The 24122-nt window shown below is 73.0% G+C and carries 23 protein-coding genes; 11 read left to right on the top strand and 12 right to left on the bottom strand.

The window, feature by feature from the left end; translation table 11 throughout:
- Nucleotides 1-74: 74 nt before the first annotated feature.
- On the top strand, nt 75-1391 hold the full coding sequence (locus NLX85_RS25580; RefSeq protein WP_254339239.1) for a sodium:proton antiporter: 1317 nt from the start codon (nt 75-77) through the stop codon (nt 1389-1391).
- Here NLX85_RS25580 and NLX85_RS25575 read toward each other — a convergent pair.
- Entirely contained in the window at nt 1373-2671 is a 1299-nt protein-coding gene (locus tag NLX85_RS25575) for an SLC13 family permease (RefSeq protein WP_254339238.1), read from the bottom strand. The two genes, NLX85_RS25580 and NLX85_RS25575, sit on opposite strands and share 19 nt — an antisense overlap.
- On the bottom strand, nt 2668-3114 hold the full coding sequence (locus tag NLX85_RS25570; RefSeq protein ID WP_254339236.1) for a CBS domain-containing protein: 447 nt from the start codon (nt 3112-3114) through the stop codon (nt 2668-2670). Before NLX85_RS25570 ends, NLX85_RS25575 begins: the two co-directional genes overlap by 4 nt.
- Before the next feature lie 233 nt (nt 3115-3347).
- Between NLX85_RS25570 and NLX85_RS25565 the strand changes: the two genes are divergently transcribed.
- Genes NLX85_RS25565 through NLX85_RS25555 form a run of 3 tightly spaced genes read left to right on the top strand, consistent with a single transcriptional unit; the run spans nt 3348 to nt 6181 of the window.
- On the top strand, nt 3348-4274 hold the full coding sequence (locus tag NLX85_RS25565) for an ABC transporter ATP-binding protein (protein ID WP_254339234.1): 927 nt from the start codon (nt 3348-3350) through the stop codon (nt 4272-4274).
- On the top strand, nt 4252-5040 hold the full coding sequence (locus tag NLX85_RS25560) for an ABC transporter permease subunit (RefSeq protein WP_254339233.1): 789 nt from the start codon (nt 4252-4254) through the stop codon (nt 5038-5040). Before NLX85_RS25565 ends, NLX85_RS25560 begins: the two co-directional genes overlap by 23 nt.
- Complete coding sequence (locus NLX85_RS25555; RefSeq protein ID WP_254339231.1) at nt 5033-6181, top strand: CdaR family transcriptional regulator; 1149 nt, start codon at nt 5033-5035, stop codon at nt 6179-6181. Before NLX85_RS25560 ends, NLX85_RS25555 begins: the two co-directional genes overlap by 8 nt.
- 485 nt (nt 6182-6666) lie before the next feature.
- Here the strand turns inward: NLX85_RS25555 and NLX85_RS25550 are convergent, their stop codons facing one another.
- Nucleotides 6667-7479, bottom strand: a complete 813-nt coding sequence (locus tag NLX85_RS25550; protein WP_254339229.1) for a GNAT family N-acetyltransferase — start codon at nt 7477-7479, stop codon at nt 6667-6669.
- 187 nt (nt 7480-7666) lie between these two features.
- Between NLX85_RS25550 and NLX85_RS25545 the strand changes: the two genes are divergently transcribed.
- Nucleotides 7667-8593 (top strand): LysR family transcriptional regulator, encoded by a 927-nt coding sequence (locus NLX85_RS25545; protein WP_254339227.1) that lies wholly within the window; start codon nt 7667-7669, stop codon nt 8591-8593.
- Here the strand turns inward: NLX85_RS25545 and NLX85_RS25540 are convergent.
- Nucleotides 8576-9418 carry a LysR family transcriptional regulator gene (locus NLX85_RS25540; protein WP_254339225.1) on the bottom strand — a complete coding sequence of 281 codons (843 nt, stop codon included), beginning with the start codon at nt 9416-9418 and terminating at the stop codon, nt 8576-8578. The two genes, NLX85_RS25545 and NLX85_RS25540, sit on opposite strands and share 18 nt — an antisense overlap.
- Nucleotides 9419-9490: 72 nt before the next feature.
- On the opposite strand from NLX85_RS25540, the gene NLX85_RS25535 reads away from it, so the two are divergent.
- Nucleotides 9491-10732 carry an MFS transporter gene (locus tag NLX85_RS25535; protein ID WP_254339223.1) on the top strand — a complete coding sequence of 414 codons (1242 nt, stop codon included), beginning with the start codon at nt 9491-9493 and terminating at the stop codon, nt 10730-10732.
- Between the two features lie 18 nt (nt 10733-10750).
- Here the strand turns inward: NLX85_RS25535 and NLX85_RS25530 are convergent, their stop codons facing one another.
- Both NLX85_RS25530 and NLX85_RS25525 read right to left on the bottom strand, forming a co-directional pair.
- On the bottom strand, nt 10751-11158 hold the full coding sequence (locus NLX85_RS25530; protein WP_254339222.1) for a VOC family protein: 408 nt from the start codon (nt 11156-11158) through the stop codon (nt 10751-10753).
- A complete protein-coding gene (locus NLX85_RS25525; protein ID WP_254339221.1) occupies nt 11155-11931 on the bottom strand; it encodes an ArsR family transcriptional regulator in 777 nt (258 codons plus the stop codon). The genes NLX85_RS25530 and NLX85_RS25525 overlap by 4 nt, the downstream gene beginning before the upstream one ends.
- A gap of 155 nt (nt 11932-12086) precedes the next feature.
- Here NLX85_RS25525 and NLX85_RS25520 point away from each other — a divergent pair, with 155 nt between their 5' ends.
- Nucleotides 12087-12611 (top strand): SigE family RNA polymerase sigma factor, encoded by a 525-nt coding sequence (locus tag NLX85_RS25520; RefSeq protein ID WP_254339220.1) that lies wholly within the window; start codon nt 12087-12089, stop codon nt 12609-12611.
- Nucleotides 12608-13780, top strand: coding sequence for a hypothetical protein (locus NLX85_RS25515; RefSeq protein ID WP_254339219.1), 1173 nt, complete (start codon nt 12608-12610; stop codon nt 13778-13780). The genes NLX85_RS25520 and NLX85_RS25515 overlap by 4 nt, the downstream gene beginning before the upstream one ends.
- Before the next feature lie 30 nt (nt 13781-13810).
- On the opposite strand, the gene NLX85_RS25510 is transcribed toward NLX85_RS25515, so the two are convergent.
- Together NLX85_RS25510 and NLX85_RS25505 are read right to left on the bottom strand one after the other, a co-directional pair.
- On the bottom strand, nt 13811-14125 hold the full coding sequence (locus NLX85_RS25510) for a TraR/DksA C4-type zinc finger protein (RefSeq protein ID WP_254339218.1): 315 nt from the start codon (nt 14123-14125) through the stop codon (nt 13811-13813).
- Between the two features lie 32 nt (nt 14126-14157).
- Nucleotides 14158-14973 carry a rod shape-determining protein gene (locus tag NLX85_RS25505; RefSeq protein WP_254339217.1) on the bottom strand — a complete coding sequence of 272 codons (816 nt, stop codon included), beginning with the start codon at nt 14971-14973 and terminating at the stop codon, nt 14158-14160.
- Between the two features lie 531 nt (nt 14974-15504).
- On the opposite strand from NLX85_RS25505, the gene NLX85_RS25500 reads away from it, so the two are divergent.
- Together NLX85_RS25500 and NLX85_RS25495 are read left to right on the top strand one after the other, a co-directional pair.
- Nucleotides 15505-15729 carry a hypothetical protein gene (locus NLX85_RS25500; RefSeq protein WP_254339215.1) on the top strand — a complete coding sequence of 75 codons (225 nt, stop codon included), beginning with the start codon at nt 15505-15507 and terminating at the stop codon, nt 15727-15729.
- 53 nt (nt 15730-15782) lie between these two features.
- A complete protein-coding gene (locus tag NLX85_RS25495) occupies nt 15783-16013 on the top strand; it encodes a potassium transporter TrkA (RefSeq protein WP_254339212.1) in 231 nt (76 codons plus the stop codon).
- A gap of 4 nt (nt 16014-16017) precedes the next feature.
- Here NLX85_RS25495 and NLX85_RS25490 read toward each other — a convergent pair whose 3' ends face one another.
- On the bottom strand, nt 16018-17247 hold the full coding sequence (locus NLX85_RS25490; protein WP_254339210.1) for a CdaR family transcriptional regulator: 1230 nt from the start codon (nt 17245-17247) through the stop codon (nt 16018-16020).
- A gap of 239 nt (nt 17248-17486) precedes the next feature.
- Entirely contained in the window at nt 17487-18458 is a 972-nt protein-coding gene (locus NLX85_RS25485; RefSeq protein WP_254339208.1) for a helix-turn-helix domain-containing protein, read from the bottom strand.
- A 261-nt stretch (nt 18459-18719) separates the two neighbouring features.
- Here NLX85_RS25485 and NLX85_RS25480 point away from each other — a divergent pair, with 261 nt between their 5' ends.
- Nucleotides 18720-19697, top strand: coding sequence for an MBL fold metallo-hydrolase (locus NLX85_RS25480; protein WP_254339206.1), 978 nt, complete (start codon nt 18720-18722; stop codon nt 19695-19697).
- Nucleotides 19698-20208: 511 nt separating this feature from the next.
- Here the strand turns inward: NLX85_RS25480 and NLX85_RS25475 are convergent.
- Together NLX85_RS25475 and NLX85_RS25470 are read right to left on the bottom strand one after the other, a co-directional pair.
- Nucleotides 20209-23073: a BTAD domain-containing putative transcriptional regulator gene (locus NLX85_RS25475; RefSeq protein ID WP_254339204.1), complete on the bottom strand. Its 2865-nt coding sequence runs from the start codon at nt 23071-23073 to the stop codon at nt 20209-20211.
- Between the two features lie 265 nt (nt 23074-23338).
- Entirely contained in the window at nt 23339-23956 is a 618-nt protein-coding gene (locus NLX85_RS25470; RefSeq protein WP_254339202.1) for a hypothetical protein, read from the bottom strand.
- Nucleotides 23957-24122: the final 166 nt, after the last annotated feature.

Here is a 24122-nt window from a genome sequence, read left to right as displayed (position 1 = left end):
GTCCGAGCCCGGGGCCGATATGCTCGGCGGGATCCGTGGAGCGCCGGGAAGTCTGGTCGGCATCGTGACCGTTCATGGGCTCCGGAGGGTTCCCCGTGCTGCTGCTGTGCTTTGCCGCTGTCCTGCTCGCCGCCGTGCTGGTGTCGGCGCTGGCGAACCGGACGATCCTGTCGACCGCGGCGCTGTTCCTGGTGGCGGGGTTCGCCCTCGGTGAGGGCACGACCGGCGTGCTGCACCTGGGCGCCGACTCGCCGATCGTCGCGCAGTTGGCCGAGCTGGCCCTGTTCGCGGTGCTGTTCACCGACGGGATGCGGGTGGGCTGGGCGGACCTGCGGAGCGCCTGGCGGCTGCCCGGCCGGGCACTGGGTTGGGGACTTCCGCTGACGCTGCTGGTCACCGCGGTGCTGGCACACTACGTGGCCGGGCTGGGGTGGGCCGAGGCGCTGCTGATCGGGGCGATCCTCGCGCCCACCGATCCGGTGTTCGCGGCCGCGCTGGTGGGCAACGACAAGGTGCCGGCCCGGCTGCGGCACCTGCTCAACGTCGAGTCCGGCGTCAACGACGGCCTGGCACTGCCGTTCGTGGTGGTGCTGCTGGCCGTCGCGGCCGGCTCCGACGACCTGCACCTGGGGGAGCTGGCGACCGAGCTGGCCGTCGGACTGGCGATCGGCGTGCTGGTGCCGCTGGCCGCGATCGCGTTGGAGCGGACCCGGTTCTTCGCCGCGTCGGCCGCGTACGCGCCGCTGAACGGGGTGGCCATCGGCCTGCTGGTGCTGGCGCTGGGCAAGGCCACCCACGGCAACCTGTTCCTGGCCGCGTTCGCCGCGGGCATCACCGTGGCCACGTTCGGGCCCCGGGAGCGGGCGGCCTTCGAGCACTTCGGGGAGAACGTCGCCGAGCTGCTGAAGCTCGCCGCGCTGCTGGTCTTCGGGGCGCTGATCTCACCGGGGTTCCTCGGCGAGATCCCCTGGACCGGCTGGCTGTTCGCGGTGCTGGCCATCGTCGTGGCCCGGCCGGTCGCGCTCTGGCTGTCGTTCCTGCGTTCCGGGCTGGGGCTGCGCGAGCAGGCCGCGGCCATGTGGTTCGGCCCGAAGGGCTTCGCCTCGGTGGTCTACGGGCTGCTGGTGCTCGAGGCCGGCATCGGGGCCGCGGACGAGGTGTTCCACCTGGTCGCGTTGACCATCGTCATCTCGATCCTGGCGCACTCCTCGACCGACGTGGTGGTCGCCCGGGCGTTCGACGAGACCGCGGAGACCCCGAACTGGCACGGCGTGCTGCGCCGGGCACGCCGTAGGGCGGCGCTGCCCGGGCCGCGCGCCGGCCGCCGTGTGGCAGCGGTCGAGCCCACCGCCGAGGGTGGCGCCGCGGACGATCAGGCGAGGGCGAAGTAGCGCAGCCACAGGTAGGGCACGGCGAGCCCGACGGTGACCAGGGTGACCAGGAGGCCGTACCGGGTGAACTGCCAGAAGGTGATCCGCTGGCCGGCACGTTCGGCCAGGCCCAGCACGACGACGTTGGCCGAGGCGCCGACGGCGGTGGCGTTGCCGCCGAGGTCGGCGCCGAGTGCCAGGGCCCACCAGAGCACCCGGGACTGCCCGGCGCCGCCCTGCGCGTGGACGAGATCGGCGACGACGGGGCTCATCGTGGCCACGTAGGGGATGTTGTCCACGATCGCGGACAGCGCCGCGGAACCCCACAGCAGCACCATCGTCGCCGGCAGCAGCCGGCCCTCGGTGGCGCCGATCGCGGCGCGGGAGATCTGCTCGACCACGCCGGTGTTGACCAGTGCGCCGACCATGATGAACAGCCCGGCGAAGAAGACCAGGGTCGGCCACTCGACGTCCCTGCTGATCTCCCCGGCGTCGAGCCGCGACAGCGCCAGCAGCAGCAGACCGCCGAGCAGGGCGACCACGGCCGGTTCCAGGTGCAGCGTGGTGTGCAGGACGAACGCGGCGGTCACGGCGCCCAGCACGGCGAGTCCGATGGCCAGTAGACGGCGGTCGCGGATCGCGTCGCCCTCGTGGAGCGCGGCGATCTGGGCGGCCCGGTCCGGGTCGTAGCGGAACGCCGAGCGGAACAGCACCCGGCACAACCCCAGGAACACCACCAGCAGCAGCACCACGAACGGCGCGAGGTGGATCAGGAAGTCGTTGTAGGACAGCCCGCCCCGGCTGCCGATGATGATGTTCGGCGGGTCGCCCACCAGGGTGGAGGTGCCGCCGATGTTCGAGGCCATCGCCTCGGCGATGAGGAACGGCGCGGCCGGCACGCCGAGGCGCTCGCAGACCAGGAAGGTCACCGGTGCGATCAGCAGCACCGTGGTGACGTTGTCCAGCGCCGCCGACGCGACCGCCGTGATCACGACGAGGATCACCATCACCCGGTACGGCCGGCTCCGCGCCCGCTTCGACGCCCACACGGCGACGTACTCGAAACCACCCGTGCGTTTGAGCACGGCGACGATGAGCATCATGCCGACCAGGAGGAAGATCACGTTCCAGTCGATGCCGGCTTCCTCGGAGAAGAACGCGTGCGCGGTGTCGGTCGCCCCGATCAGGAACATCACCGCGGCGCCGCCCAGCGCGGCAGCCACCCGGTGGATCTTCTCGGTGGCGATCAGCACGTACGCGACGGTGAAGACGGCCACGGCCGCCCAGGCCACCGCCGTCACGCGGCGAGCATCCGGTCGAGCAGCGCGTCGAGGGTGATGCCGCCGATCATCGGCTCACGGGGCGCGGCCACCGCGACCAGCGGACTGCGCTTCTGCGCCATCACCGCGGCGACCTCGAGCACGGTCGCCTGGGGTTCCACCACCGGCGGCTCAAGGCGCTCGGTGGGCAGCAGGTCGGCCACCGTACGCCCCTCGGCGCCGCGCAGGAACACGTCCGCGGACGGCTCGTCGATCATCCGGGCCAGGGTCGGGTCCTCCCGGCAGTAGCCGGGGATCACCAGCCGCAGCACCTGCGTGCCGGGAAGCACGGTGACCGGGCGGCCACGATCGTCGACCACGATCAGCCCGGGCAGGTTGTAGCCGGCCAGCACGCGGGCCGCCTCCAGGACCGGTGCGGCGACGGTGATGGTCGGGAACGGTACGGCCAGGTCTCGGGCTCGCACGACGACTCCTGCCGGTTCGGTGGACGCGACGGATCACACGCCGACCAGACTTCCCGGCACACCGACGATCACCCTAGTCCCCGACACCCCCGAACTCACCGGTATGGCGCACTTCGGTGACCGGTCCGCCGCGGCCACCCGTGATCGTTGCCGGGTTTCGGCAGGACTCGCAGCCCGATCTCGGCCGGGTGCCGCCCTGGATGATGGAGGGGCGCAGCGCCACGATGTGAGGCATGACAAGCGACATCGCCGTGCTCGTCGAGGACCTGACGAAGTTCTACGGCCAGCGCCGCGGCATCGAGGGCCTCACCCTGGAGGTCCGTACCGGGGAGGTGATGGGCTTCCTCGGGCCCAACGGCGCCGGGAAGACCACCACCATCCGGCTGCTGCTGGACTTCCTGCGGCCGACCTCCGGCCATGCGACCGTGCTCGGGCTCGACCCGCGCCGGGACAAGGCCGCCCTGCACCGACAGATCGGCTACCTACCCGGCGAACTGGCGTTTCCCGGCCGCGAGAAGGCCGAGGACCTGCTGCGGTTCTTCGGCGCCGCCCGGGGTGGCGTGGCCTGGTCGCAGGTGACCGACCTGGCCGAGCGGCTCGACCTGGACCTCTCCCGCCCGGTACGCACCATGAGCAAGGGCAACAAGCAGAAGGTCGGTCTGGTGCAGGCGTTCATGCACCAGCCGGCCCTGCTGATCCTGGACGAGCCCACCAGCGGCCTGGACCCGCTCATGCAGCAGGAGTTCCTGGCCATGGTCCGGGAGGCCCGGGACGGCGGCCAGACGGTGTTCATGTCCAGTCACGTCCTGGCCGAGGTGCAGCACACCGCCGACCGGGTCGCGATCGTCCGCGACGGCAGGCTGGCCGCGGTCGAGCGGGTCGAGTCCCTCGGGAAGCGGGCGATCCGGTCGGTGGAGATCCACTTCGACGATCCCGTCGATCCGGCGGAGTTCGCCGCGCTGCCGGGGGTCGGTGACGTGGTGGTGTCCGGGCCGGTGCTCAGATGCACCGTGGACGGTCGCCTCGACCCGCTGGTCAAGGCGGCGGCCCGACACGACGTCGTGGACATGCTGTCGGCCGAGCCCGACCTCGAAGAGACGTTCCTGTCGTTCTACTACCACTCGGAAGGGGCTGGCGATGTTTCCCGCGCTGGTGCGTAAGACGTGGCGGGACGACCGCCGTGCGCTGGTCGGGTGGGCCGCCGGCGTCGCTTCCTTCACCGTCATCTACACCTCCTTCTACAGCCAGTTCCAGGGAGCGGCGGAGCTGAAGCAGGACGCCCTGCCCCAGGGAATGCTCGACTTCCTGGGCATCGCCGACATGATCTCGCCGGCCGGCTATTTGCAGGCGACCATCTTCAGCCTGATCGGGCCGCTGCTCGTCCTCATGTGCGCGGTCACCCTGACCGCCCGCACGATCGCCCGGCCGGAGGAGGACGGGGGCATGGAGCTGCTGCTGGCCAATCCGCTGTCGCGTACCGCCTTCGCCGGACAGCGCCTCGCGGCCACCGGCGGCGCCATCACTGTGGTCGCGGCAATCCCGACGATCCTCCTGCTGATCATCGTGCCCCGGGTGGGCATGGACATCGCCCTCTCCAACGTCGCGGCGGCCGGCGTCGGCCTGATCGCCCTGGTCTGGTGCTTCACCGGTATCGCCTTCGTCGCCGGCGCGGCCACCGGCAGGCGCGGGACGGTTCTGGCGGTCACCGGTGTCCTCGCCGTCACCACCTACATGGCCAACGCCATGGGCGCCATGTCCGACGGCTGGCACTGGATGCGCTGGCTCTCGCCGTTCCACTACTTCATCGGCACCGACCCGCTGCACACCGGATGGCACCCGGCACACCTGCTCACCCTCGTGGCTGTCGGTGCGGTGACCACGGTCGTCGGGGTGTTCGTGTTCGATCGCCGCGACGTCGGTGTCTGAGGCAGACCGTCGCGGCCACCGGCGGCGGTGGGGTGGCCGCGGCGACGCCCGGGAGGAACAGCCCGGCAGCGAGCACACCTGGCTGGCCCGGACCTGCGAAGACCTCGTGCGCGCCCCGGCCGGCGACCAGCGGAGCGCCGCGGCCGCCCGCCTGGGCGCCCACGCCGCCGACCAGGACCTGCAACCACACGACCTGGTCAGCGGTGTGTTCGCCGCTGCCCGCGCGTGCTGGAGCGGGGCACCCCTCGAATCCGCCGACACCCCGGCCGCCGTGCACGACCGGGCCGCGACGCTCCTGGACACCGCGCATTCGGTGGTGGTGGCCGCCCTCGACGGCTACCTCCAGCAGACCCGTGCCGAACTGGCTCGTCACGACACCGAACGCACCGCGTTCGTCAACGACCTGCTCACCGGCCGCGCCGAACCGGGCAGCCTGGCCGAACGCGCCCACCGCTACGGCATCCGCCTGTCGGCCAGCCACACCGTCCTGGTCGCCCGCGCGCCCCGCCTCACCGCCGACCTCATCCACCGCGTCGACGCGGCGCTCGCCGCCCGGTTCGGCGAAGGGAACACCCTCACCACCCTGCGGGAGGCCGACCTGGTGTGCATCAGCGCCGGCGGCCTCCGCGGCATCGGGGCGGAACTGGCGCACCTGCTTCTCGCCGAACTCGGCGCCGACGGTTGGCAGGTGGCCGTCGGCCGTCCGCACCCCGGCGTACACGGCCTGGCGACCTCGCTCGACGAGGCCCGCAACGCCCTCGACCACGCCGCCAAGCTCGGTTTCACCGCACCCGTGCTCAACGCCGCGGACCTGCTGGTCTTCCCCGTCCTGCTGCGCGACCGTGACGCCATCACCGACCTGGTCACCACCGTCCTCGGCCCGCTCACCACCGCCCGCGGCGGCGCCCAGCCCTACCTGGACACCCTCACCGTGCTCTTCGACAACCAGGGCAACCACACCGCCACCGCCCGCCAGATGCACCTCTCCGTACGTGCCGTCACCTACCGCCTCGACCGCATCCACCACCTGACCGGCTACCACCCCAACGAAGCCACCCAACGCTTCACCCTCCACGCCGCCGTGCTCGGCGCGCGGCTGCTCGGCTGGCCGGATGGAGCAGCAACGGCCGGCGCGCCGTGAATGCCGCACGCCGGGTGCGTGGGCCGTGGCCAAGCCCCGGCGCCTCGGAGGCCTGCCGCGCCGCATCACCTCCGCTTCGTGGCGTCGCGGTCGAGAGCGCCAGCAGCGCCCGGTTCACGCCCCGTGACGCGAGCACGGCATCGACATCCCGGACGGCGGCCTCGAAGGAATAGTTCTCTCCTGGTCGCGTCGAGCGTTCCGGGTGACGGGGTGAGCCGGTTTCGGCAGTGCGAGGGGATCGGAGCGTCGCCGTGCGTTCCGTCGGATCACCGTTTTGGGCGGGGCTCGCGGGCTGCCCGCGCCGGCCGGCGCCGCGGGTGTCGCCCGCCGGCATCTCGGCGGACACCGGGGGACCGGTGTGGCAGTGCGATGGACACGCCGACCGGCCCGGCCACGGGGGGAACGCGATCGGGCGTGAACCCGTCGACGATCGACGACGTGGGCGAACAGCGCGGTGGCGGCGAGCAGCGCCAGTCGGGGTCTCTTCACGACGCGCCGCCGTCCCACAGCTCGTAGACGGACGTTCGCCGGAGCGAACGGAAGCCGAGGTGCCGGTGCGTGGCGAGCAGGCGCCGATCGTCCTCGGCGCCGCCGGCTTCGATCTCGGTGACCTGGGGGTGGACCTCGCGCAGCCGCTGGATCAGGGCGGCGTTGACCCAGCGGCTCAGCCGGCGTCCGCGATGGCCCGGGAGCACCACCGGTCCGTACTGGTGGGCGCGGCCCCTGGAGGGCGCGCCGACGACCGCCACGACGTAGGCCGCCACGTCGCCGTCCGCGTCCGCGGCGGCCAACACGGCGTTACCGGGCCGGCTCGGGCTTCGGAGCAGGTCCTCGACGCGAGGCGCGCCGAGGAGGTCGCCGGCCCAGTGGGTCAGGCGGTAGCCGGGGTGCTCGGCGTCGACCAGTTCACCCAGCCAGGCCTGGTGGACGTCGCAGTAGGTGAGCAGCTCGTGGTGCCAGGATCGGGTGCGCCGGAAGCCGTGCCGTGCGAAGAACCGCTCTCCCGGCGTACCCACGGCCACGTACGAGACCAGGCACGGCACGGCGGCCTGCTCCCGGACCGTGGTCAGGAGCCGTGAGCCGACGCCGCGACGCCGCCACTCGGGCTCCACGTACACCCTCAGCTCGGCGGCGCCCGGCCTCGTGACCGGCGCGGTCGGCAGCAGGAAGTCGAGCCCGCGAGGGCTGACCGGCCACAGGCCGGCCACCCCGGCCACGGACCCGTGCGGCGCCAGGGCCTGCCACCGCGGGGCGTGGGACTGATCCGGCGCCGGCATGATGTCGAGCAGAGGTTCCATGGCGACCACGATCGCCGCAGCGGCAGTGCCGAACAACGCTGAAGATCGCACCGCCGGATAAGCCACGGGTTATCGCTCACCGCCACCTGCGGCTCCACGGTCGCGTCGCCGCCACCGCCGTAGACTTCTGGGCCGCGTACGTCGGGACGGGTCGCGGAGGCGCCGAGCATGGGAGAGAGACGGCCGAGTGGAGCTGCGGGACATCGAAATCTTCCTCACGCTGGCCGAGGAACTTCACTTCGGGCGTACGGCCGAACGTCTCCGGGTGTCCCAGGCGCGGGTCAGTCAGTCGATCAAACAGCAGGAGCGCCGGATCGGCGGCGCCCTGTTCGAGCGGACGAGCCGCAGCGTGCGGCTCACTCCTCTCGGCGAGCGGCTCCGCGCCCGGCTCGACGCGGGTTACGGGGAGATCATGGCGGCCCTCGACGAGGCCTCCGCCACCGCTCGTGGGCAGGTCGGCACGCTGACGCTCGGCACGTTCGACGCGCACAACCAGGAGATCACGGCCGTTCTCGACCTGTTCCGGCAGCGGCATCCGCAGTGTGAGCTGCGCATGCGTGAGATTCTTCCCACCGACCCCTTCGGCGGGTTGCGCTCCGGCCGGATGGACGTCGGGCTGCTCTGGCTACCGGTCCGCGAGCCCGACCTCGCCGTGGGTCCGGAGCTGTTCACCGAGCCGCTGATGCTCGCTGTCGCGCCCGATCACCCACTCGCCGGTCGGGACCTCGTCGAGATGGAGGATCTCGGCGACTACCCGGTGGTGTATCCGGACGGGCCCGTTCCGGACTACGTGTGGGAGGCGCACACTCCGTCCGTGACACCGTCCGGGCGGCCGATCCGGTCCGGACTCACCGTGGTCACCCTCGCCGAGGCGTTCGCGGCGATCAGCGCCGGGGGCGTCATCTCGCCCGTCGGGTCGTACACGGCCCTCTCCCGGATGCGCCGTGACATCACGTTCCTGCCCATCGCCGACGGACCGGTCATGCGGTACGCGCCGGTGTGGCGCCGCACCAGCGAGACACCGCTGGTCCGCGCCTTCCTCCGAGCCGCCGCCGACGTGCCGGCCCACTCCGATGACGGGGACCGGCCGCGGAACTCAGATCATGCGTCGTAGCGCGGTCTCCACGGCGTCGATCAGCGGATCACCGTCGCTGCGGGGGTGCCGTGCGAGACCCAGCTCGACGTCGGGCAGGGTGGGCAGGCTCTCCGCGTCGTGGCAGGCCATGGCCGGTTCGAGGTTCGCCGGCATGAGCGCCGCGACGCCGAGCCCGGCGCGTACCGCGGCGAGCACCCCGACCAGGCTGTTGCTCTCGAACGCCACCCGCCAGGGCCGGTCGGCGCGTTCCAGCGTCTCCAGCACCGACGTACGCCAGGAGCACGTCCCCGAGAACAGCACCACCGGCAGCGGATCGGCCGCCACCTCCACCCCCTGGCCGACGGCCCAGACCAGCGGGCGGCGTACCGTCCAGCGCGCCGGCCCGGGGAGGTGCGGCACCTCGTCGAGCACGAGTTGGACGCGGCCCCCGTCGTACGCCTCCCGCATCGCGTTGTCGGAGAGGCTGAGCACCTCCAGCGTCGCGCCGGGGTGCAGCCGGGCGAGGTCGGCGAGGGCCTGCGGCAGCTGGGACGCGGCGAGGTCTTCGAGCAGTCCGATGCCGCAGCGGCCGGTGAGCGCGCGCCCGGTTTCGGTGAGTGCCTGCGCGGACAGCGAGAGGATGCGCTCGGCGTACGGCAGGAGTTCCGCGCCCGCCCGGGTCGGCGAGACACCGGACGGCGACCGGTGGAGCAGCGGACGGCCGACGACGCTCTCCAGCCTGCGCAGCTGCTGGCTCAGGGCGGGCTGGGTCTGCCCGAGCGCGGTCGCGGCGCGGCTGATGCTTCCCGCCCGCACGGCGGTGACGAACGTACGCAGCAACGCGGTCTCAAGATCCCTGGCCATAACAAACCATTATGCGCGTTCCAACAAATTAACCCGTTCCTATGGCGCTGGGGGAGGCTCTAGCGTCATGCGGTGAGGAGATACCGGGAAGTGCTCGCCCTGCCGGGGATGGCGGCGCTGCTGGGCGTTTCACTGCTCGCCCGCGCCGCGATCACGGCTGACGTGCTGGCGCTGACGATGTATGTCGTGCTCGGCCTGGGCATGAGTTACGCGGCAGCGGGCGGTGTGGCGGCGGCCCTGACCGCCGGAGTGGCCCTGGGCGGGCCGCTGCTCGGCCGCATGATCGACCGGCGGGGCCTGCGTACGGTCCTCGTGGCCACGGTCGTGGTCCAGGTCGTGTTCTGGCTGAGCGTGCCGATACTGCCGTACGCGACTCTGCTGGGCGCCGCCTTCGTGGCGGGTCTGCTGATGGTGCCGGCCCAGGCGGTGACGAGGCAGGCGATCGCCGCCATGACGACGGCGGGACACCGCCGGGCCGCGTTCGCGCTGGAATCGGTGCAGGGCGAGTTGTCGTACATCGTGGGCCCCGCGGTGGTGATCGTGGGTGCGGCGGAGACGTCCCCCTCGGTGGTGGCGTGGGGGGTCGGCGCCGCCATCGCGGCCGGCGGAGCCGGGATCGCCGTGCTCGACCCGCCGCTGCGCGCCGAGGGCGAGGCGGCCGCCGGGGCGGCCGGGCGGCCGCCGCGCCGGGCGTGGCTCGGCACCGGCATCGTCGCCGTGCTGACGATGGCGTTCGGCGCCACGACGCTGCTCAGTGGCGTGGACCTCGCCATCGTCGCCACGCTCCGGGAAGCGGGCCAGGTCTCCTGGGCCGCCGTGGTCGTGGCCGTCTTCGGCGTCGCCTCCGTCGCCGGCGGGCTGATCTACGGCATGCTGCCCCGGCCGCTGCCCACCTGGTTGCTGCTCGGCCTGCTCGGGCTCGTGACGATTCCCGCCGGCCTCGCCCACGACTGGCCCTGGTTGTGCGCGGCCGTCGTGGGCGCCGGGCTTCTCACCGCGCCGACCCTGTCCACGGTGGCCGACGCGGTGAGCCGGCTGGCGCCGGCCGGCGTGCGGGGTGAGGCCACCGGTCTGCAGTCCTCGGCGCAGAGCGCGGGATTCGCGCTCGGATCCCCGCTCGTCGGGGTGGCGATCGACGCCTCCGCGCCGGCGGGCGGCTTCGCGGCGGCCGGGCTGGCCGCCCTCGCCGCCGCGCTGACCGGATGCCTGCTGTCCCGCCGGGCGTCCCGGACGTGGTCCCCGCTCAGCGATCCACGTCGCGTGGCGGTCCCGGACCGTGAGCCGCACCGGGTCGACGCCCATGCCCCGCGCTGAACGGATCGCCGCCGGCGGTCACGGTACGGCTGTCGCCGCGCGCTCCTGACCGGCCGGCTGGAACAGCTCGACCAGGTTGCCCGCGGGATCGGCCAGCAGGATCTGCCGCCCACCCGGGCCGGCGACGACCTCGCTACGGAAGGGCAGCCCCGCCGCCCGGTGCCGCTCGATCTCGGCGGCCAGGTCGTCGACGACGAGGTGGATGCGGTTGCGGCCGGGGTCGGCGGCGTCCCCGGGCGTGGCGCGGGCGCCCGAGCTGGCGGGCCCGGACAGCAGCAGCCGCAGGGGGCCGCGGACCACCTCGGCGAAGGCGGGTGCGGCGTCGGCGCCCAACCGGAAGTCGAGGTGGGTGGTGTAGAAGTCGACGGCTGCGGCGACGTCGTCGACCAGGTAGCGGACGCTGGCGTACTCGTGGCTTCCGGTCATGGCGAACCTCCTTGCTCGAGGACGGGTAGCAGATGGCGGATGCGGGTGTCGATGTCGGCCGCGGCGCGGGTGAAGGCCGGGTGTCCGGCCTGCTCGCGGTCACCCGCCGACGCGGGGTCGGGGATGCTCCAGTGGATGCGGCGCGGGTGCTGCGGGAACTCGGGGCAGACCTCGCGGGCACGGTCGCACAGCGTGATCACGTAGTCGAACCGGCGGCCGGCCACGGTGTCCAGGTGGCGCGGGCGTTGGTCGGCCACGTCGATGCCGTAGCGGCCGCGCAGCACCCGGACACCGCCCGGATGCAGCCGCGGGCCCGGCCGGCTGCCGGCGCTCATCGCCTCGACGCGTCCCGCCGTGCGTTGGCGGAGCAGGGCCTCCGCGATCGGTGAGCGGCCGCTGTTGCCCGTGCAGACGAACAGCACGGCGAGGCGGCGGGAGCGCCGGGGGCGGGCGGGCGGCGGTGGTGTGCCGATGCCCGGACGCAGGGCCGGGTGCAGGGCGGCGCCCGCGCCGGCGAGCCCTTCGGCGCAGCGGTCCAGATCGAGGTGGTAGTAGCTGTCGCGGCCGTCGAAGCTGCTCCGGGTGGCGGCGACCAGACCGCCGTCCCGCAGCAGCCGCAGGTGGTAGGAGACCAGGTTCTGCGGCTCGCCGGTGAGCGTGGCCAGCTCCCGGACCCGCAGGTCGCTGCCGGCGAGCTCGGTCAGCAACCGCCAGCGCAACGGATGGGCGGCCAACCGCAGGAACGCGGGAGGGGCCGGCCCGGACGCACCCATGACTCGGACGATACATCAAAACCGATTGATCGATCGCGCGGAGTCGGACCCCGAAGCGCACCGGATCTCCGCCCGGTGCAACCTTCCTCCCGGCGACCAGCGACATAGAGACGACCGGAGCACCACGGCCCACGCCCGCAGGACAAGGGAGCAGGATGCGGCCCGACCTCGAACGGGAGTACGTCGAGTACGTGACAGCGCGCTTACCCCGGCTGCACCGCACCGCGTACCTCCTCTGCACCGACGCCTTCCAGGCGGACGACATCGTCCAGGCGACGCTCACCGCCCTCTACCTCAACTGGACGCGGGCCGCCGGCGCCGACAACCTCGACGGCTACGTGCACCGGATCCTGGTGCGCCGGTACCTCGACGAGCGGCGGCGCGGGTGGTCGAGGGTGCTGCTCGGAGACCGGCTGCCGGATCTCCCCGTCCCCGCGGAACAGGGCATCGAGGAGCGGGACGTGCTGCTGGCCGCGTTGCGGTCGCTGCCCCCGGGGCAGCGCGCGGTCGTGGTGCTGCGCTACTTCGGGGACCTCTCGGTCGAGGCGACCGCGCAGGCTCTCGGCTGCTCGGCGGGCAACGTCAAGAGCCAGTGCGCGCGAGGGCTCGCCGCGCTGCGCGAGGTGCTCGGCACCGGGCGTCCGGTCGTGATCGCACAGGGGGAAGGGGCTCGGGCGTGAACGACGAACAGGAACTGCGGGACCGGCTGCGCGCGATCGAGGTGCCGGCCAGCCGGATCGAGATCGACGGGCTGGTGCGCGCCGGTCGCCGGCGCGCCTTTCGCCGCCGCTCGGTGGCGGGGGCCGGAGGCGTGGCGCTGGCGACAGCCGTGCTGCTCACGGCGCCGTCGATCCTGACGACGGCGGGCGCGCGGCCGGACGCCGCGCCGGCCGGCGCGGGGGCCACCGGGGCGGCGGCGCCGGCCGGCGCGGGCGCCACCGCGACGGCCTCGCCCGGCCCGTGCCAGCCGAGCGAACTGCCCCTCCCGGCCGGGATGAGGAACGTCACGGCCGCCGGCGTCGACCCCACCGGACGGTACGTGGTCGGCAACGACGTCGTCGGGCAGGACTTCCGGCCGGTCCTGTGGACGGACGGGAAGCCGCAGGCGCTGCCGGTGCCCGGCCGGTCCGTCGAGGTGACCGCCGTCAACGCCGCCGGCGTCGCGGTCGGCCTGGTCGAGGACGGGCGGCAGGAGCACGTCTTCCGCTACCAGCAGGGTGCCTCGACGCGGTTGCGCACCCCGCCGGGGAACTGGCACGTGTACCCGAGGCCCGCCATCAACGCGGCCGGTGACGTCGTCATCAACGCGGAGCCGAGCGGCAAATCCGGCGGCGAGGACAGCGTCGTGCTGCTCTGGCGGGCGGGCTCCACGGAGGCGGTGAAGCTGCCGCTCCCGGACGGCGCCAACGCCTTCGCCATCACCGATGACGGGACCATCGTCGGCGCGCTGTACCGGAAGGGCGTCGCGAGCGCGGCGTACGCCTGGGATCAGCAGGGCAAGGGCCGGAAGCTGACGGCGCCGGCCGGCGAGACCGCGGCCGGCTACGCGGCACGGGGCGACTGGGCGACGGGCGGCCTCTGGCCGTCGCGGTCCACGGCTCTGTGGAACCTGCGGACCGGCGCGCTGACGCGGCTGACGACGGACGGTCCCGGCGACGCCGTCAACGCCTCCGGCTGGGTGGTCGCCAAGGGCGTCCTCCTGCGCGACGGTGCGGCGGTCGAGCTGCCGCTACCCGGCGGGCAGGCCGGCCTGGCCGTGGCCGTGTCCGACAGCGGGCTGGTCGTGGGCCTGGCGCGGACCGGCGTCGACGGCGCGGCGAACCCCGGCCCGCGCGTGTGGCGGTGCTGACGCCCTGAGGCGCCGGCGGCAGCCGACCGGTCAGCCGCGTTGCTGGCACGGTACGCAGAAGCGCGCCGAGGGCCGGGCCTCCAGCCGGGCCGTCGGGATGTCCCGGCCGCAGCCCTCGCAGACGCCGTAGGTGCCCTCGGACATGCGCTTCAGCGCCTGGGCGGTGTCGGCGATGCCCTGCTGGGCCACCTCGATGAGACGGCGCAGGGTGTCCGGGTCGTGGCCGCCGTGGCCACGCTGCCGCGAGAGCAGCGTCAGCTCCGTGAGCTGGTCGGTGTGCTCGCTGAACTGGCGTTCCAGCACGTCCCGCAGTGTCTCCGTGCGGTCGTCGAGGGTGTGCGTCATGGTCGTGGTCCTTTCCGGTGGAAGGGTCGGGTTCAGTCGGTCGCGGGGTGTCGGGTCGCCGCGACGGCGGCCATGCCGGCGCCGGTCAGCGCGGCGGTACGCGGTGACGCGGCACGGTGCACGGTCGCGCCCAGCGTGGCGACCAGCCGGGCCGTCAGGTCGGGTCGGGTGGCTCCGTCCCCGACCACGATCACGCCCCGGGCCAGGGCGGCGCGGACCAGTGGCCGCACCGCCGGCTCCTGTCGCAGCTCGCTGATCAGCCGGGTCGTGGTGTCAGCGAGCATGGCGGCGGTCACCGCGTGGTTCAGGTCGCGGGTGCCGACCTCGGCGCGGCGGGCGGTGACCACCCGCCCGTCCTCCAGCAGGGCCACCTCGGTGAGTTGCGCGCCGATGTCGGCGAGCAGGAGGGTGCCGGCGGCGGCGCCGGCGCCGATGGCGCCCGCGCGCACGCTGTCGACGAAGAGCAGCCGGGACGGCGCGAGTACGGCGTTGAGCACGCGTCGCGTCGCTTCCTGGTCGGCCGGGGTGGCGAGTACCGGACGGCACGCCACGACGAGCGCCCCCACCGGCACCGGGATGCGATGGTCGCGCAGCAGCCGCCGCAGCTCGGTGGCGCAGGCCGGACCGTCGACGACCCGGCCACGCCGCACGACCGGTGTCCGCAGGCCCTGCCCGACCGGCACGCTCAGTACCCCGCCGGGTCCCAGCCAGATCCGCAGCTGGGCGCTGCCGAGGTCCACGGCGATCGGCTCGGGGCGGACGGCCACGATCGGACGGGTGGTGTGGGACCGGCCGACGAGCATGCCGGTGAGCGCGGGAAGGTGAACGGAAGTGGCGTTGCCGGACATACCGACCTCATTTACGTAGCGGTGCACAGCCGTCCGGTGGACGGGGCGGAATGCGGGGACAGGTGGCCTGACGGTCGCCCGCGGGGCGACCGTCAGGCCACCGCTCTCGACGGCGTCAGCCTGCCGGGCACACGGGCGTCGGCGGTCCGCCGGCGGCGGGGGGACGTGGCCGGTCCCGGACGGGGCCGCCGCCGGCCGGACCGGGAATCCGGGCCGGCCCAAGCCGGGACAGCGGCGGACGACCGGCGGACACGGGCGCCGTGGCCACCGGCGTGCGGGTCGTCATCACCGCCTCCTCGCTGTTGGTTCGGGTACCGCGTCGGACCTCCAGCGTCGCCCGGAAGCAGAGGGTTGGCATTGCGCGTGGCCGGCAAATAAAAGTCCGCCCGCTTGCCGGCTGCCGGCGAACGCCATCGCTTGCCGTCCGGCCGCCGTCACCGCTCGTGGTGGTCTGACGATCCGGGCGCCGGCCTCCTGGAGAGGTCACCGTCTCGGACCCGGCGCGAGGTCCGGCGACGCTATGGTGGGCCCATGCGTAACCGGCAGCACCCCGTCGGCGTCGAGCGCCCCCTCGCGCTGTCGATGCTGACCGTGCTGGCGGTTGTCGTCACGGCGGTTCGTGCCGGCTGCGCGCTCGGCGTGTGCATCGTGGTCCGGCTGAGCCGCGCCATTGCGGGCTGCGTTCCCGCCTGGTCGGCCGACCGGGCCCCGCCGCGGGTCGGGACAGCCGCTCGACCGTCCACCGCGTTGCCGTAGCGCCGACCCGCTCCCGGCCGGCCCTGGCAGCCGTCCCGCAAGGAGCTCTCCCCGTGAACATCGAACGCACGACGCTGCCCGGCATCGGAGTACGACACACCTTCACCACCGGACAGGGCCGCCGGATCGGCATCGTGGAGTACCAGGTGGGCGACCGCCGGGACGTGGTCCACGACGACCCCGACGATCCTGACCGCATGGTCAGCCTCACCCTCACCCGGAGCGAGGCCAGCGCGCTGGCCGCCCTGCTCGGCTTCCCGGAACTGGTCGCCGTCGCGGCCTGAACCGCTAGGTCGGCAGCGGCCGACGCGGCCAGTCCAGGGCCCGCGCGCCGAGCACGGCGGCGTGCAGGGTGAACCTGTCCCGGGGATCGGCCGGGTCGTAGCCGCTCAGCGCCCGGATCCGGTCCAGCCGATAGGTGACGGTGCGGACGGACACGTGCAGGCGGCGGGCCGCCTCGGTCGCGACCTCGCCGCAGGCGAAGTACTCGGTCAGGGTGTCCAGCAGCGGCTCGACACCGCCCCTGGCCTGGCCCAGCGGTGCCAGCACCGCCTGCACGAGGTCCACCATGGCCGCCTGATCCCGCAGCAGGACGCGGTAGATCAGCAGGTCGTGGGCGTCGATCACCGGTGTGTCGGCGTGCAGCCGGCGCGCCGTGGTCAACGCCTCGCGGGCCTCCTCGTAGGAGCGGGCGATGCCGTACACACCCGGGTGCGGGCGGCCCACCGCCACCTGCCACGGCCGGCCCCGCACCAGGCGGTCCAACTCGCCGTGCATCAGCCTGCCCAGATCCGCCACCGACCCGCCGTCGCCCCCGCCCCGGCCGGGCGCCACCGTGTCCGCCGGGGCGATCACCACGAGCAGCCCCTCCTTTGTGGCCACCAGCACGTCCCGGTCACCCAACCGGTCGAAGATGACCCGCTCCAGCGCGCTGATCGCCGCCTCGGTGTCCGGCAGCCGATGACCCGGTGAGGCGAGCGCGACCTGGTGCACCCGGGCCAGATCCAGCCCGAACGGCTCGGCCCGCTCCACCAACCCACCGAGGTCGGAGTCCCCACGCAGCAGGTCGTCGACGAGCTCCCGGCGCAGCGCCTCCTCCCGGCGGACCAGTTCCCGTCGGGCCGCCGCATAGCCCTCGGCGAGAGTGGCCACCGCGGTGTCGACCACGTGGAGCACGGCGTCCGCCGCCGCGCGTACCGTCTCGCTGTCGGTGGACCGGGCCAGGTGCGGCAGGTGCCGCCACAGCCGCCGTGCCGCGGACAGGTAGAGACGGACGGCCCGGCCCGCCGACACGCCCTGCTCGGCGGCGCGCCGGCCGAGCGCCCCCACCGCGTCGAGTTCGCCGCGGCGCGGCCGGCGGCCGGTCACCGCCGCGTCCGTCAACAGCCGCAGGTAGTCGCCGAGCAGCTCCACCGGCACGCCGCCGGCGTCGGCGCTGGCCCCGCGGGCCACCTCGGCCAGCCACCCGTCGTCGCCGCGGGCCCCGGCCGGAGCCGGTCGGCGGGCGCTCTCGGTCATCGCGGTCTCCCCGGGCGGGGCCGGCACCGGACACCGACCCGATTGATTCAGCGTATGGCCGCAGGCATGGGCCGACGGGCTCTACATCCGAAGCCACCACCACGTGGGGCAGCAGCCGTGAGCCTCGCACCGGGCGGCCGGCTCGGATCCGTGTTGAGCGGCCTGGTCGTGGCCGTCCGCCGCCGGTGGCCGGTTCCGGTGACCATCCGCCGCGGAAGACCGGGTGGGATTCCACCGCGTCACCGCGGTGTCCGCCGGGCACGAAACGTGGCGCGGTACGCCTGGGGCGAGATTCCGAGTTCCCGCCGGAAGGTGTGCCGCAGGTTGGCGGTCGAGCCGATCCCGGTCCGCGCGGCGATCCGTCCGACCGGTTCGTCGCCGACCTCCAGCATGCGCTGGGCGGCGAGCACCCGTTCCCGGGTGAGCCACTGATGCGGACTCATGCCGGTGAGGCGGTGGAAGTGCCGGGCCAGCGTCCGCGGGCTCATGTGCACCCGTTCGCCCAGTGACCGCAGCGACCACGGCTGGTCCAGGTGCCCGCGCATCCAGTCCAGCAACTCCGGCAGCGGGTCGCCGGGGTCGGGGCTGAGTGGCGATTCGACGAACTGGGCCTGCCCGCCGCTGCGGTAACCGGCGAGCACCAGCCGACGGGCGAGCGCGGCGGCCGCGTCCGCGCCGTAGTCCCCGCGTACCACGTGCAGTGCGAGGTCCATGCCGGCGGACATGCCGGCGGCGGTGAGGACGCCGCGGTCGTCGATGAACAGCGCACGCGGATCCACGGTCGCGGCGGGAAAGAGCGAGGCCAGCAGCGACGCGGTCGCCCAGTGCGTGGTGACCTGCCGGTGGTCCAGGAGGCCGGCGTGGCCGAGGATGAACGCCCCCGTGCAGATCGACATGACGCGGGCCCCACGCCGGTGCGCGCGCCGCAGGGTGGCCAGCAACTGCCGGGGCGGCACCTCGTGTTCCCTCGTCCAGCCCGGTACGACGAGCAGGTCGGCGAATTCCGCCTCGGCCAGCCCGTACGGGGCGGACACGGTGACCCCGCCGTCCAGCTCGATCTGCCCCGCTTCGATGGCACAGGTCCTGGTCCGATACCACGATCCAAACCGGTGTGAGTAGTCCACACCGAAGATCTCGTTGACCGTGACGTAGTCGAAGCTGCCCGCGCCCGGGTAGGCGAGCATCGCCACACTCGGCCCCTCGTCCGGCATCGCAGACCTCCCGCCTCGTTCGACGCGCGCCCCGTCAGGTCGGCGCCCGGTTAAACGCGGGGCCGCGCCGGACCGGCGCCCCAATCCTAGAAACGGGTCCCTCCGCGCCGGCGGGGCAGTCTGGACAGCCGTCGACAGGATCAGGTCAGTGGTGTCCCGGGCGGGGCGCACCTACCGGAATCCGGCCCTAGCGTCGTCGCCGACCCCGCCGGAGCGGACCGGTCCGGTCTCCGGCGTACCCGCGAGGAGAGGTAGCCGACAGTGAGTGAGACACCCGCCGAGTTCGGGCGCAGAAGGTTCCTGCTCGCCGCGACGGCCGTGACGGTCGCCGGCTCGCTGAGTGTCACCGGCCAGGCGAGCGCGGCCGACGCGGGTCGCGCAGCCGGCCGGCCCGGCCCGGTGCGCCGGGCCGGCCGGCTGGTCCGGTCCCGGTCGGTCGGCCCGTTCGAGGTGACGCCCCTGCTCGACGCGTCGGGGCCGTTCTTCCTCGACCGGCAGCAGGCGTTTCCCGCGGCGACGCCGCAGGACTGGGAGCTGGCCCGCACCGTCGACCCCGGCGCGTTCGGCCCGGGGGAGACGTGGAACCTGGACTTCCGCTGCTTCGCCATCCGTGGGCCACGGGACCGGTTGACGCTGGTCGACGCCGGAGTCGGCCCCGCCGACGGCCCGGCCTCGGGCTGGGCGCCGGTGCCGGGCCGGCTGCCCGCCGAACTCGACCTCGCCGGCATCTCCCCGGAAGACGTCGACACCGTGGTCCTGACCCACCTGCACGAGGACCACTTCGGCTGGTCGGTCGGGCCAGACGGGACGCCCATGTTCCCCAACGCCCGGTATGTGGTGCAGCAGCGCGAAGTGGCCGCCCTGGCCGCCGGCCAGGCCGCGATGACATACGTCGTCAACCCGCTGCGCGCCACCGGTCAGCTCGACGAGGCGGACGGCGCCGGCCGCCTGGCCACCGCGGGCCGGGGAGCGGGCGGCTGGATCGGTGTGGTGCCGACGCCGGGCCACACCCCGGGTCACCAGTCGGTGGTCGTGGACGGGGGCGGCGGGCAGATCATTGTCACCGGCGACGTCCTGGTGCACGCGGTGCAACTGGTCGACCCCGGGGTCGGTTACCGGTTCGAGGCGGATCCGGAGGCGGCCCGGCGGAGCCGTCAGTGGTTGCTGGCCCACGCGCGCGCCCGCGGCGCCGTGCTGGCGACCGCCCACCTGACCCGGCCCTGGACCGACGTCGACTGAGTCGCCCGGCGGTAACGCCGGCGGGCCACGGCGACAGGGCGTACCGCCCGGCATGGTGGTCTCCGGTCGATCATTTCCGGGCTCTGGCGGGTTCGGGCGCGACCGGCAGCGGCGTAACGACGGTGGATCGGGTGAGGCCGTCCGGGTTGTGCGGGGTCACGCTGACCGCCGGCTGGCCACTCAGGTCGGTCAGCGTGACCCGCGTGACGGGCAGCCGGCAGGGGCCGGACGCCGTACGCGAAGGCGGGGTGTATGCCGACCTGTAGGTGGTCCTGTATCGAGACTTGCCAGGTTGTCCTTGCTCCGCGGCGTGCGGATGCGCCGATGAACGGCCACAAGGAGGAAGGGTGAAGAGATCCCAGGCACGAGTATCAGGAAGGCTCCGGGTCGGCAGCTTCAACACGTGCTCAGGGAACCCGGGAAGTCGGCACCGAGTATGGGGTTGGGGCCTACGCCGCATGACGACGTGACGTCCGCTCCGCCTGGCAACTGGCGAGGTGCCCCCGGGCGATCAGGGACGGCCGGGCCGTAGCGTCGCCGCGAACGCCTCGGCCCGGCGCACCGCCTCAATGGCGCGAGGGTCCCCGGCCAGCCAGAGCACGCCGCTGAGGATACGCAGCGCCTCCAACTCCAGGCTCGGCCGCTCGGCTCGTCGAGCTACCCGCACCGCTGCGTCGGCGTCGGCGATCGCCGACGCCGGCTGGCCGAGTGCCTGCCGGGCCAGGCTCCGATACTGCAGGGCGCTGGTCAGGGTCAGGACATCGCTGATCTGTTCGCTGATCTCGATTGCGGCGTCGGTGTGCCAGCGCACCGCTCGCCACCGCCGCATGCGGGCGCGAACCATCGCGAGGCTGTCGAGCACCGCGGCACGCAGGGCCCGATCGTTCCGCTGGCGGGTGAGCGCCAGGCTGCGCCGCAGCAGCGCGAGGCTGTCGGCGTACCGGCCGAGGGCGAAGGTCGCCTGTGCCGCGTTGTTCAGCGAGACGGCCAGCAGCGACACCAGTCCCATCCTGGCGTACAGCGCGATCACCTCACCGAAGTAGCCGATCGCTCGCTGGGGGGCGCCGGTTCGCAGGTGCGCCCATGCGTTGACGGACAGCACCCGTACGCGCAGGGTGTCTTCGTCGAGGCGGGGCAGCATGTCGAGCGCTCGTCGGGCGCAGGCGGCCGCCTCGTCGTACTGGTGGAGACAGAGGTGGGCGTTGGCGACGCTGCAGAGCATCGGCGCGGCCATGTCGGGGGCGGCATCGTCCGCGTCCGCGGCCAGCAGCGGCGCGTGCAGATGGACGCTCTCGGCCGGGTGGTAGACCCACAGCCGCCAGGACAGCGGACGGAGCAGGTCGTACGCCAGGCGCGCCGTCGCCGGACGGGCGGCGAGCTGCGCGGCCAGTTCGCCGAGTGTCGGCAGGTGATCGGTCATCCACTCCTCGGCCTCGGACGACGTCTGCGGCACCGGGTCGTCGGGCAGGCTCTCGTCCGGAGGCCGATCCCCGGCCAGCGGCCGGTACAGGACCGGGCTGCGGCGGATGAGCCGAACGTAGCGGTCGACCACTCGGGCGAGCGCGGCCCCGGCCTCCGCCTGCGTCTCATGGGCCTGTGCCAGGTCCCCGGCGTACACCCGCAGCAGGTCGTGGACCCGGTGGTTCCGTCCGTGTCGTTCCACGAAACCGTGGTCGAGAAGCAGGTCCAGCGCGCGCTCGGCGACCGAGTCGTCGACGCCGAGCAACCCGGCGGCGACGATGGTCGGGAACGCCGCGGTGCGCAGCAGACCCATCCGTCGGAACAGCAGGGCGGCGTGGCCGTCCGGGTCCGACTCCTGTAGCGCGTGGTATCCGACCTCGAACGTCGGCCGTACGTCGAGGTCGGCGAAGCCGAGTTCGTCGAGCCGGGAATGGGCCCTGCGGAGCCGACCGACCAGCGTGTTCAGTCTGAGGTCGGGGTGCCTCGCCAGCCGGGCACCGGCCACCCGGATGGCCAGGGGAAGCAGACCGCACAGCCGCACCAGGTCCTGCGCGGCGGCGAGTTCCGCGTCGACCCGATCCGCGCCCGCCAGGCTGCGCAGCAGATCCACCGCGGCCGCGGGAGGGAGCCCGTCGAGAGCGATCCGGTCGACACAGTCCAGCGTGTCCAGCGGGTGGCGACTGGTGATCAAAGTCGCGCAACCCGGACCTGGCGGCACCAACGCCTGCGCCTGCCGGTGGTCAACCGCGTTGTCCAGGACGACGAGCAGTCGGCGATCGGCGCAGTAGGTGCGGTACCAGGCCGCGGCCTCCTCCCGATCCGAGCTGATCCGTTCCTCGGGGACGCCGAGAGCTCGCAGGAAGATTCCGAAGACACGGGTGGGTTCCAACGGCCGCATGCCCGGGGAACTGCCCTGCAGATCGATGTAGAGCTGCCCGTCGGGGTAGCCGTCGGCCAGGGCGCGGGCCGCCGCTACCGCGAGGCTCGACTTGCCAATGCCACCCGTCCCGACCACGGCGACGACCCGAGGAACTCCGGACCGGCCATCGGCCGGTCGGGTCAGCGCCGCGCGGATCCGGAGCAGCTCGGCGGTACGGCCGACGAGGAGCCCGGATGCTCCCGGCAACTGTCGCGGCGCGGGCGTCCGGGTCACCGCCGAAGCCCGGCTCGGTCCGGCCGCCGGTCGTCCCCGCAGGATGTCGACGTGCAGGGCCTGGAGGTCCGGCCCGGGGTCGAGACCGAGGTGCTGCGCGAGGGCGGCTCTGACCTCCTGGTACGCCTGGAGCGCGGCCGCGCGGTCATTGAGCCGGTAGAGCGACCGGATGAGCAGGTGCCAGGCCGTCTCCCTGGTGGGATGGGCAGCGGTCAGTTCCCGCAGGACCCCGATCGATCCATCCGTGTCTCCCGACTCGAACCGGGTGTCGAGGTGTTCCTCCAGAACCTTGAGCCGTGCCTCGCCGAGCGCGGCACCGTACGACATGAGGACCGGACCAGCCGGAACGTCCTCGAGTGCGTTGCCTCGCCACAGCGCCAGCGCCTGGTCGAACAGCGCAAGCGCGGCCGGTATGTCGCCGTCCTTCCGGGACGACCTCGCCAGGCGTGCGGTCGCATCGAACACCGCCGCGTCGAACTCGTCGTCGTCGACGTCGAGTGTGTAAGCCCCGGGTCGCGTGGACAGCCGATCGCCATGAGGACTCAGCGCCTGACGCAGCGCCGAGGCATACGTACGGACATTGGCGATCGCAGAGTCGGGCGGGGACTCCGGCCACAACTCCCCAACGATCCGGTCCATCCGGACCGGGAGGTTGCGGTTCACCAGCAGAAGCGCCAGCATGGCGCGGGGCTTCGCCCCGCCGACCCGGACCGGGACGTTCGTCGGCCTCAACAGCAACGTTCCGAGCACGCCGAAGATCATCGGGGACTGCCTCCCCGAACCACGAAGGATGTTCTGGTCACGTGACAGCTGTGTCTCCTTGGCCGCCTGTCGGCGTCGGCTTCCGGATCATACGACTGGCCGTCGTGCCAGCCCTCGGGTTGTTCCACGCCCGAGCCGGAGTCCGTCCCGTTCTGCGCTGTCGCGAATGCGCTGGGGTACGAATGGGTCGGGGCGACAAGGTCACCCCGAAAATGGCGGGGTGCGCCGCGACGTTCGCCGCAGCGCACCCGGTCCGATCGATCTGTCAGCAGCCTCGGTAGCCGACGTTGCGAACCGTCACCTCGTAGCCGCAGAAGACGGGACGCACGGCATAGCGGGTGCCGCTGACGATCTTGTGAACCGCGACGTGCAGATGGCACGAGGTGGTTCCGGTGTTGCTGCTGTACCCGACGACGTTCGTCGTGCCGACGACCGCCCCGACGCTGTATTTCAGGTTCTTCATGTGCAGCAACTTGAGCTCGTAGACCTGCGTTCCGATCGTCTTGCGCAGGTACATCCCCCCGGTGCCGGAGGAGATGGCGTAGACCTTCATGTTGTCCCAGATCGGGTAGATGGGCTGCCCGCAGGTGCTCAGCCCGCCGGTCGGGGTCATGTCCAGGGCGTAGTTGTCCGAGAGGTGGTTACCGTTGTAGTAGTCGACGTGCGTCGGCGGGGTGTTGTAGCCGTAGCCGGTGAGGGCCCACGACTGGGTGTAGAGCCACGGCGATGCGCCGGACGGAGCGAGCTCGTTGAGCGTGTGCGCCTGGGCCGGGCTGACGCCGAAGACCCAGAGGAGACTCGCGACGAGCGTCATCACGAAAGCAGCGCTCGCGCCTTTGTTCCATCTTTTCCAGGCGGTCGGGCTGCCGCTGGCACCGTTCATGTTTCCTCCCATGTCTCGCTCCGAGGGGTGACCAGCATTCGAGGCCACCGCATTGAAAGCTAGCGATTTCATGGGTGTGGGCCGATGAGCCTTGCGCGTTTCGGCAGATCACTTGACAGCGTGGGTATCGGCGATTCCAGGACACCGGGTCCACCTGGGTCGAGCC

Origin of the sequence: Micromonospora sp. A3M-1-15 (genome assembly GCF_024213425.1) — a bacterium.
In the GTDB taxonomy this organism is placed as follows: Bacteria; Actinomycetota; Actinomycetes; order Mycobacteriales; family Micromonosporaceae; genus Micromonospora; species Micromonospora chersina.
This window is presented reverse-complemented; position numbering and strand designations above follow the sequence as displayed.

Bases quoted from the DNA above. Each gene is read 5' to 3' on its own strand.
- NLX85_RS25475 (WP_254339204.1), bottom strand. From the start codon at position 23,073: ATGATCTTCGGCGTGCTCGGAACGTTGCTGTTGAGGCCGACGAACGTC.
- NLX85_RS25505 (WP_254339217.1), bottom strand. From the start codon at position 14,973: ATGTCCGGCAACGCCACTTCCGTTCACCTTCCCGCGCTCACCGGCATG.
- NLX85_RS25510 (WP_254339218.1), bottom strand. From the start codon at position 14,125: ATGACGCACACCCTCGACGACCGCACGGAGACACTGCGGGACGTGCTG.
- NLX85_RS25490 (WP_254339210.1), bottom strand. From the start codon at position 17,247: ATGACCGAGAGCGCCCGCCGACCGGCTCCGGCCGGGGCCCGCGGCGAC.
- NLX85_RS25565 (WP_254339234.1), top strand. From the start codon at position 3,348: ATGACAAGCGACATCGCCGTGCTCGTCGAGGACCTGACGAAGTTCTAC.
- NLX85_RS25540 (WP_254339225.1), bottom strand. From the start codon at position 9,418: ATGGCCAGGGATCTTGAGACCGCGTTGCTGCGTACGTTCGTCACCGCC.
- NLX85_RS25485 (WP_254339208.1), bottom strand. From the start codon at position 18,458: ATGCCGGACGAGGGGCCGAGTGTGGCGATGCTCGCCTACCCGGGCGCG.
- NLX85_RS25525 (WP_254339221.1), bottom strand. From the start codon at position 11,931: ATGGGTGCGTCCGGGCCGGCCCCTCCCGCGTTCCTGCGGTTGGCCGCC.
- NLX85_RS25520 (WP_254339220.1), top strand. From the start codon at position 12,087: ATGCGGCCCGACCTCGAACGGGAGTACGTCGAGTACGTGACAGCGCGC.
- NLX85_RS25470 (WP_254339202.1), bottom strand. From the start codon at position 23,956: ATGAACGGTGCCAGCGGCAGCCCGACCGCCTGGAAAAGATGGAACAAA.
- NLX85_RS25550 (WP_254339229.1), bottom strand. From the start codon at position 7,479: ATGGAACCTCTGCTCGACATCATGCCGGCGCCGGATCAGTCCCACGCC.
- NLX85_RS25580 (WP_254339239.1), top strand. From the start codon at position 75: ATGGGCTCCGGAGGGTTCCCCGTGCTGCTGCTGTGCTTTGCCGCTGTC.
- NLX85_RS25500 (WP_254339215.1), top strand. From the start codon at position 15,505: ATGCGTAACCGGCAGCACCCCGTCGGCGTCGAGCGCCCCCTCGCGCTG.
- NLX85_RS25530 (WP_254339222.1), bottom strand. From the start codon at position 11,158: ATGACCGGAAGCCACGAGTACGCCAGCGTCCGCTACCTGGTCGACGAC.
- NLX85_RS25560 (WP_254339233.1), top strand. From the start codon at position 4,252: ATGTTTCCCGCGCTGGTGCGTAAGACGTGGCGGGACGACCGCCGTGCG.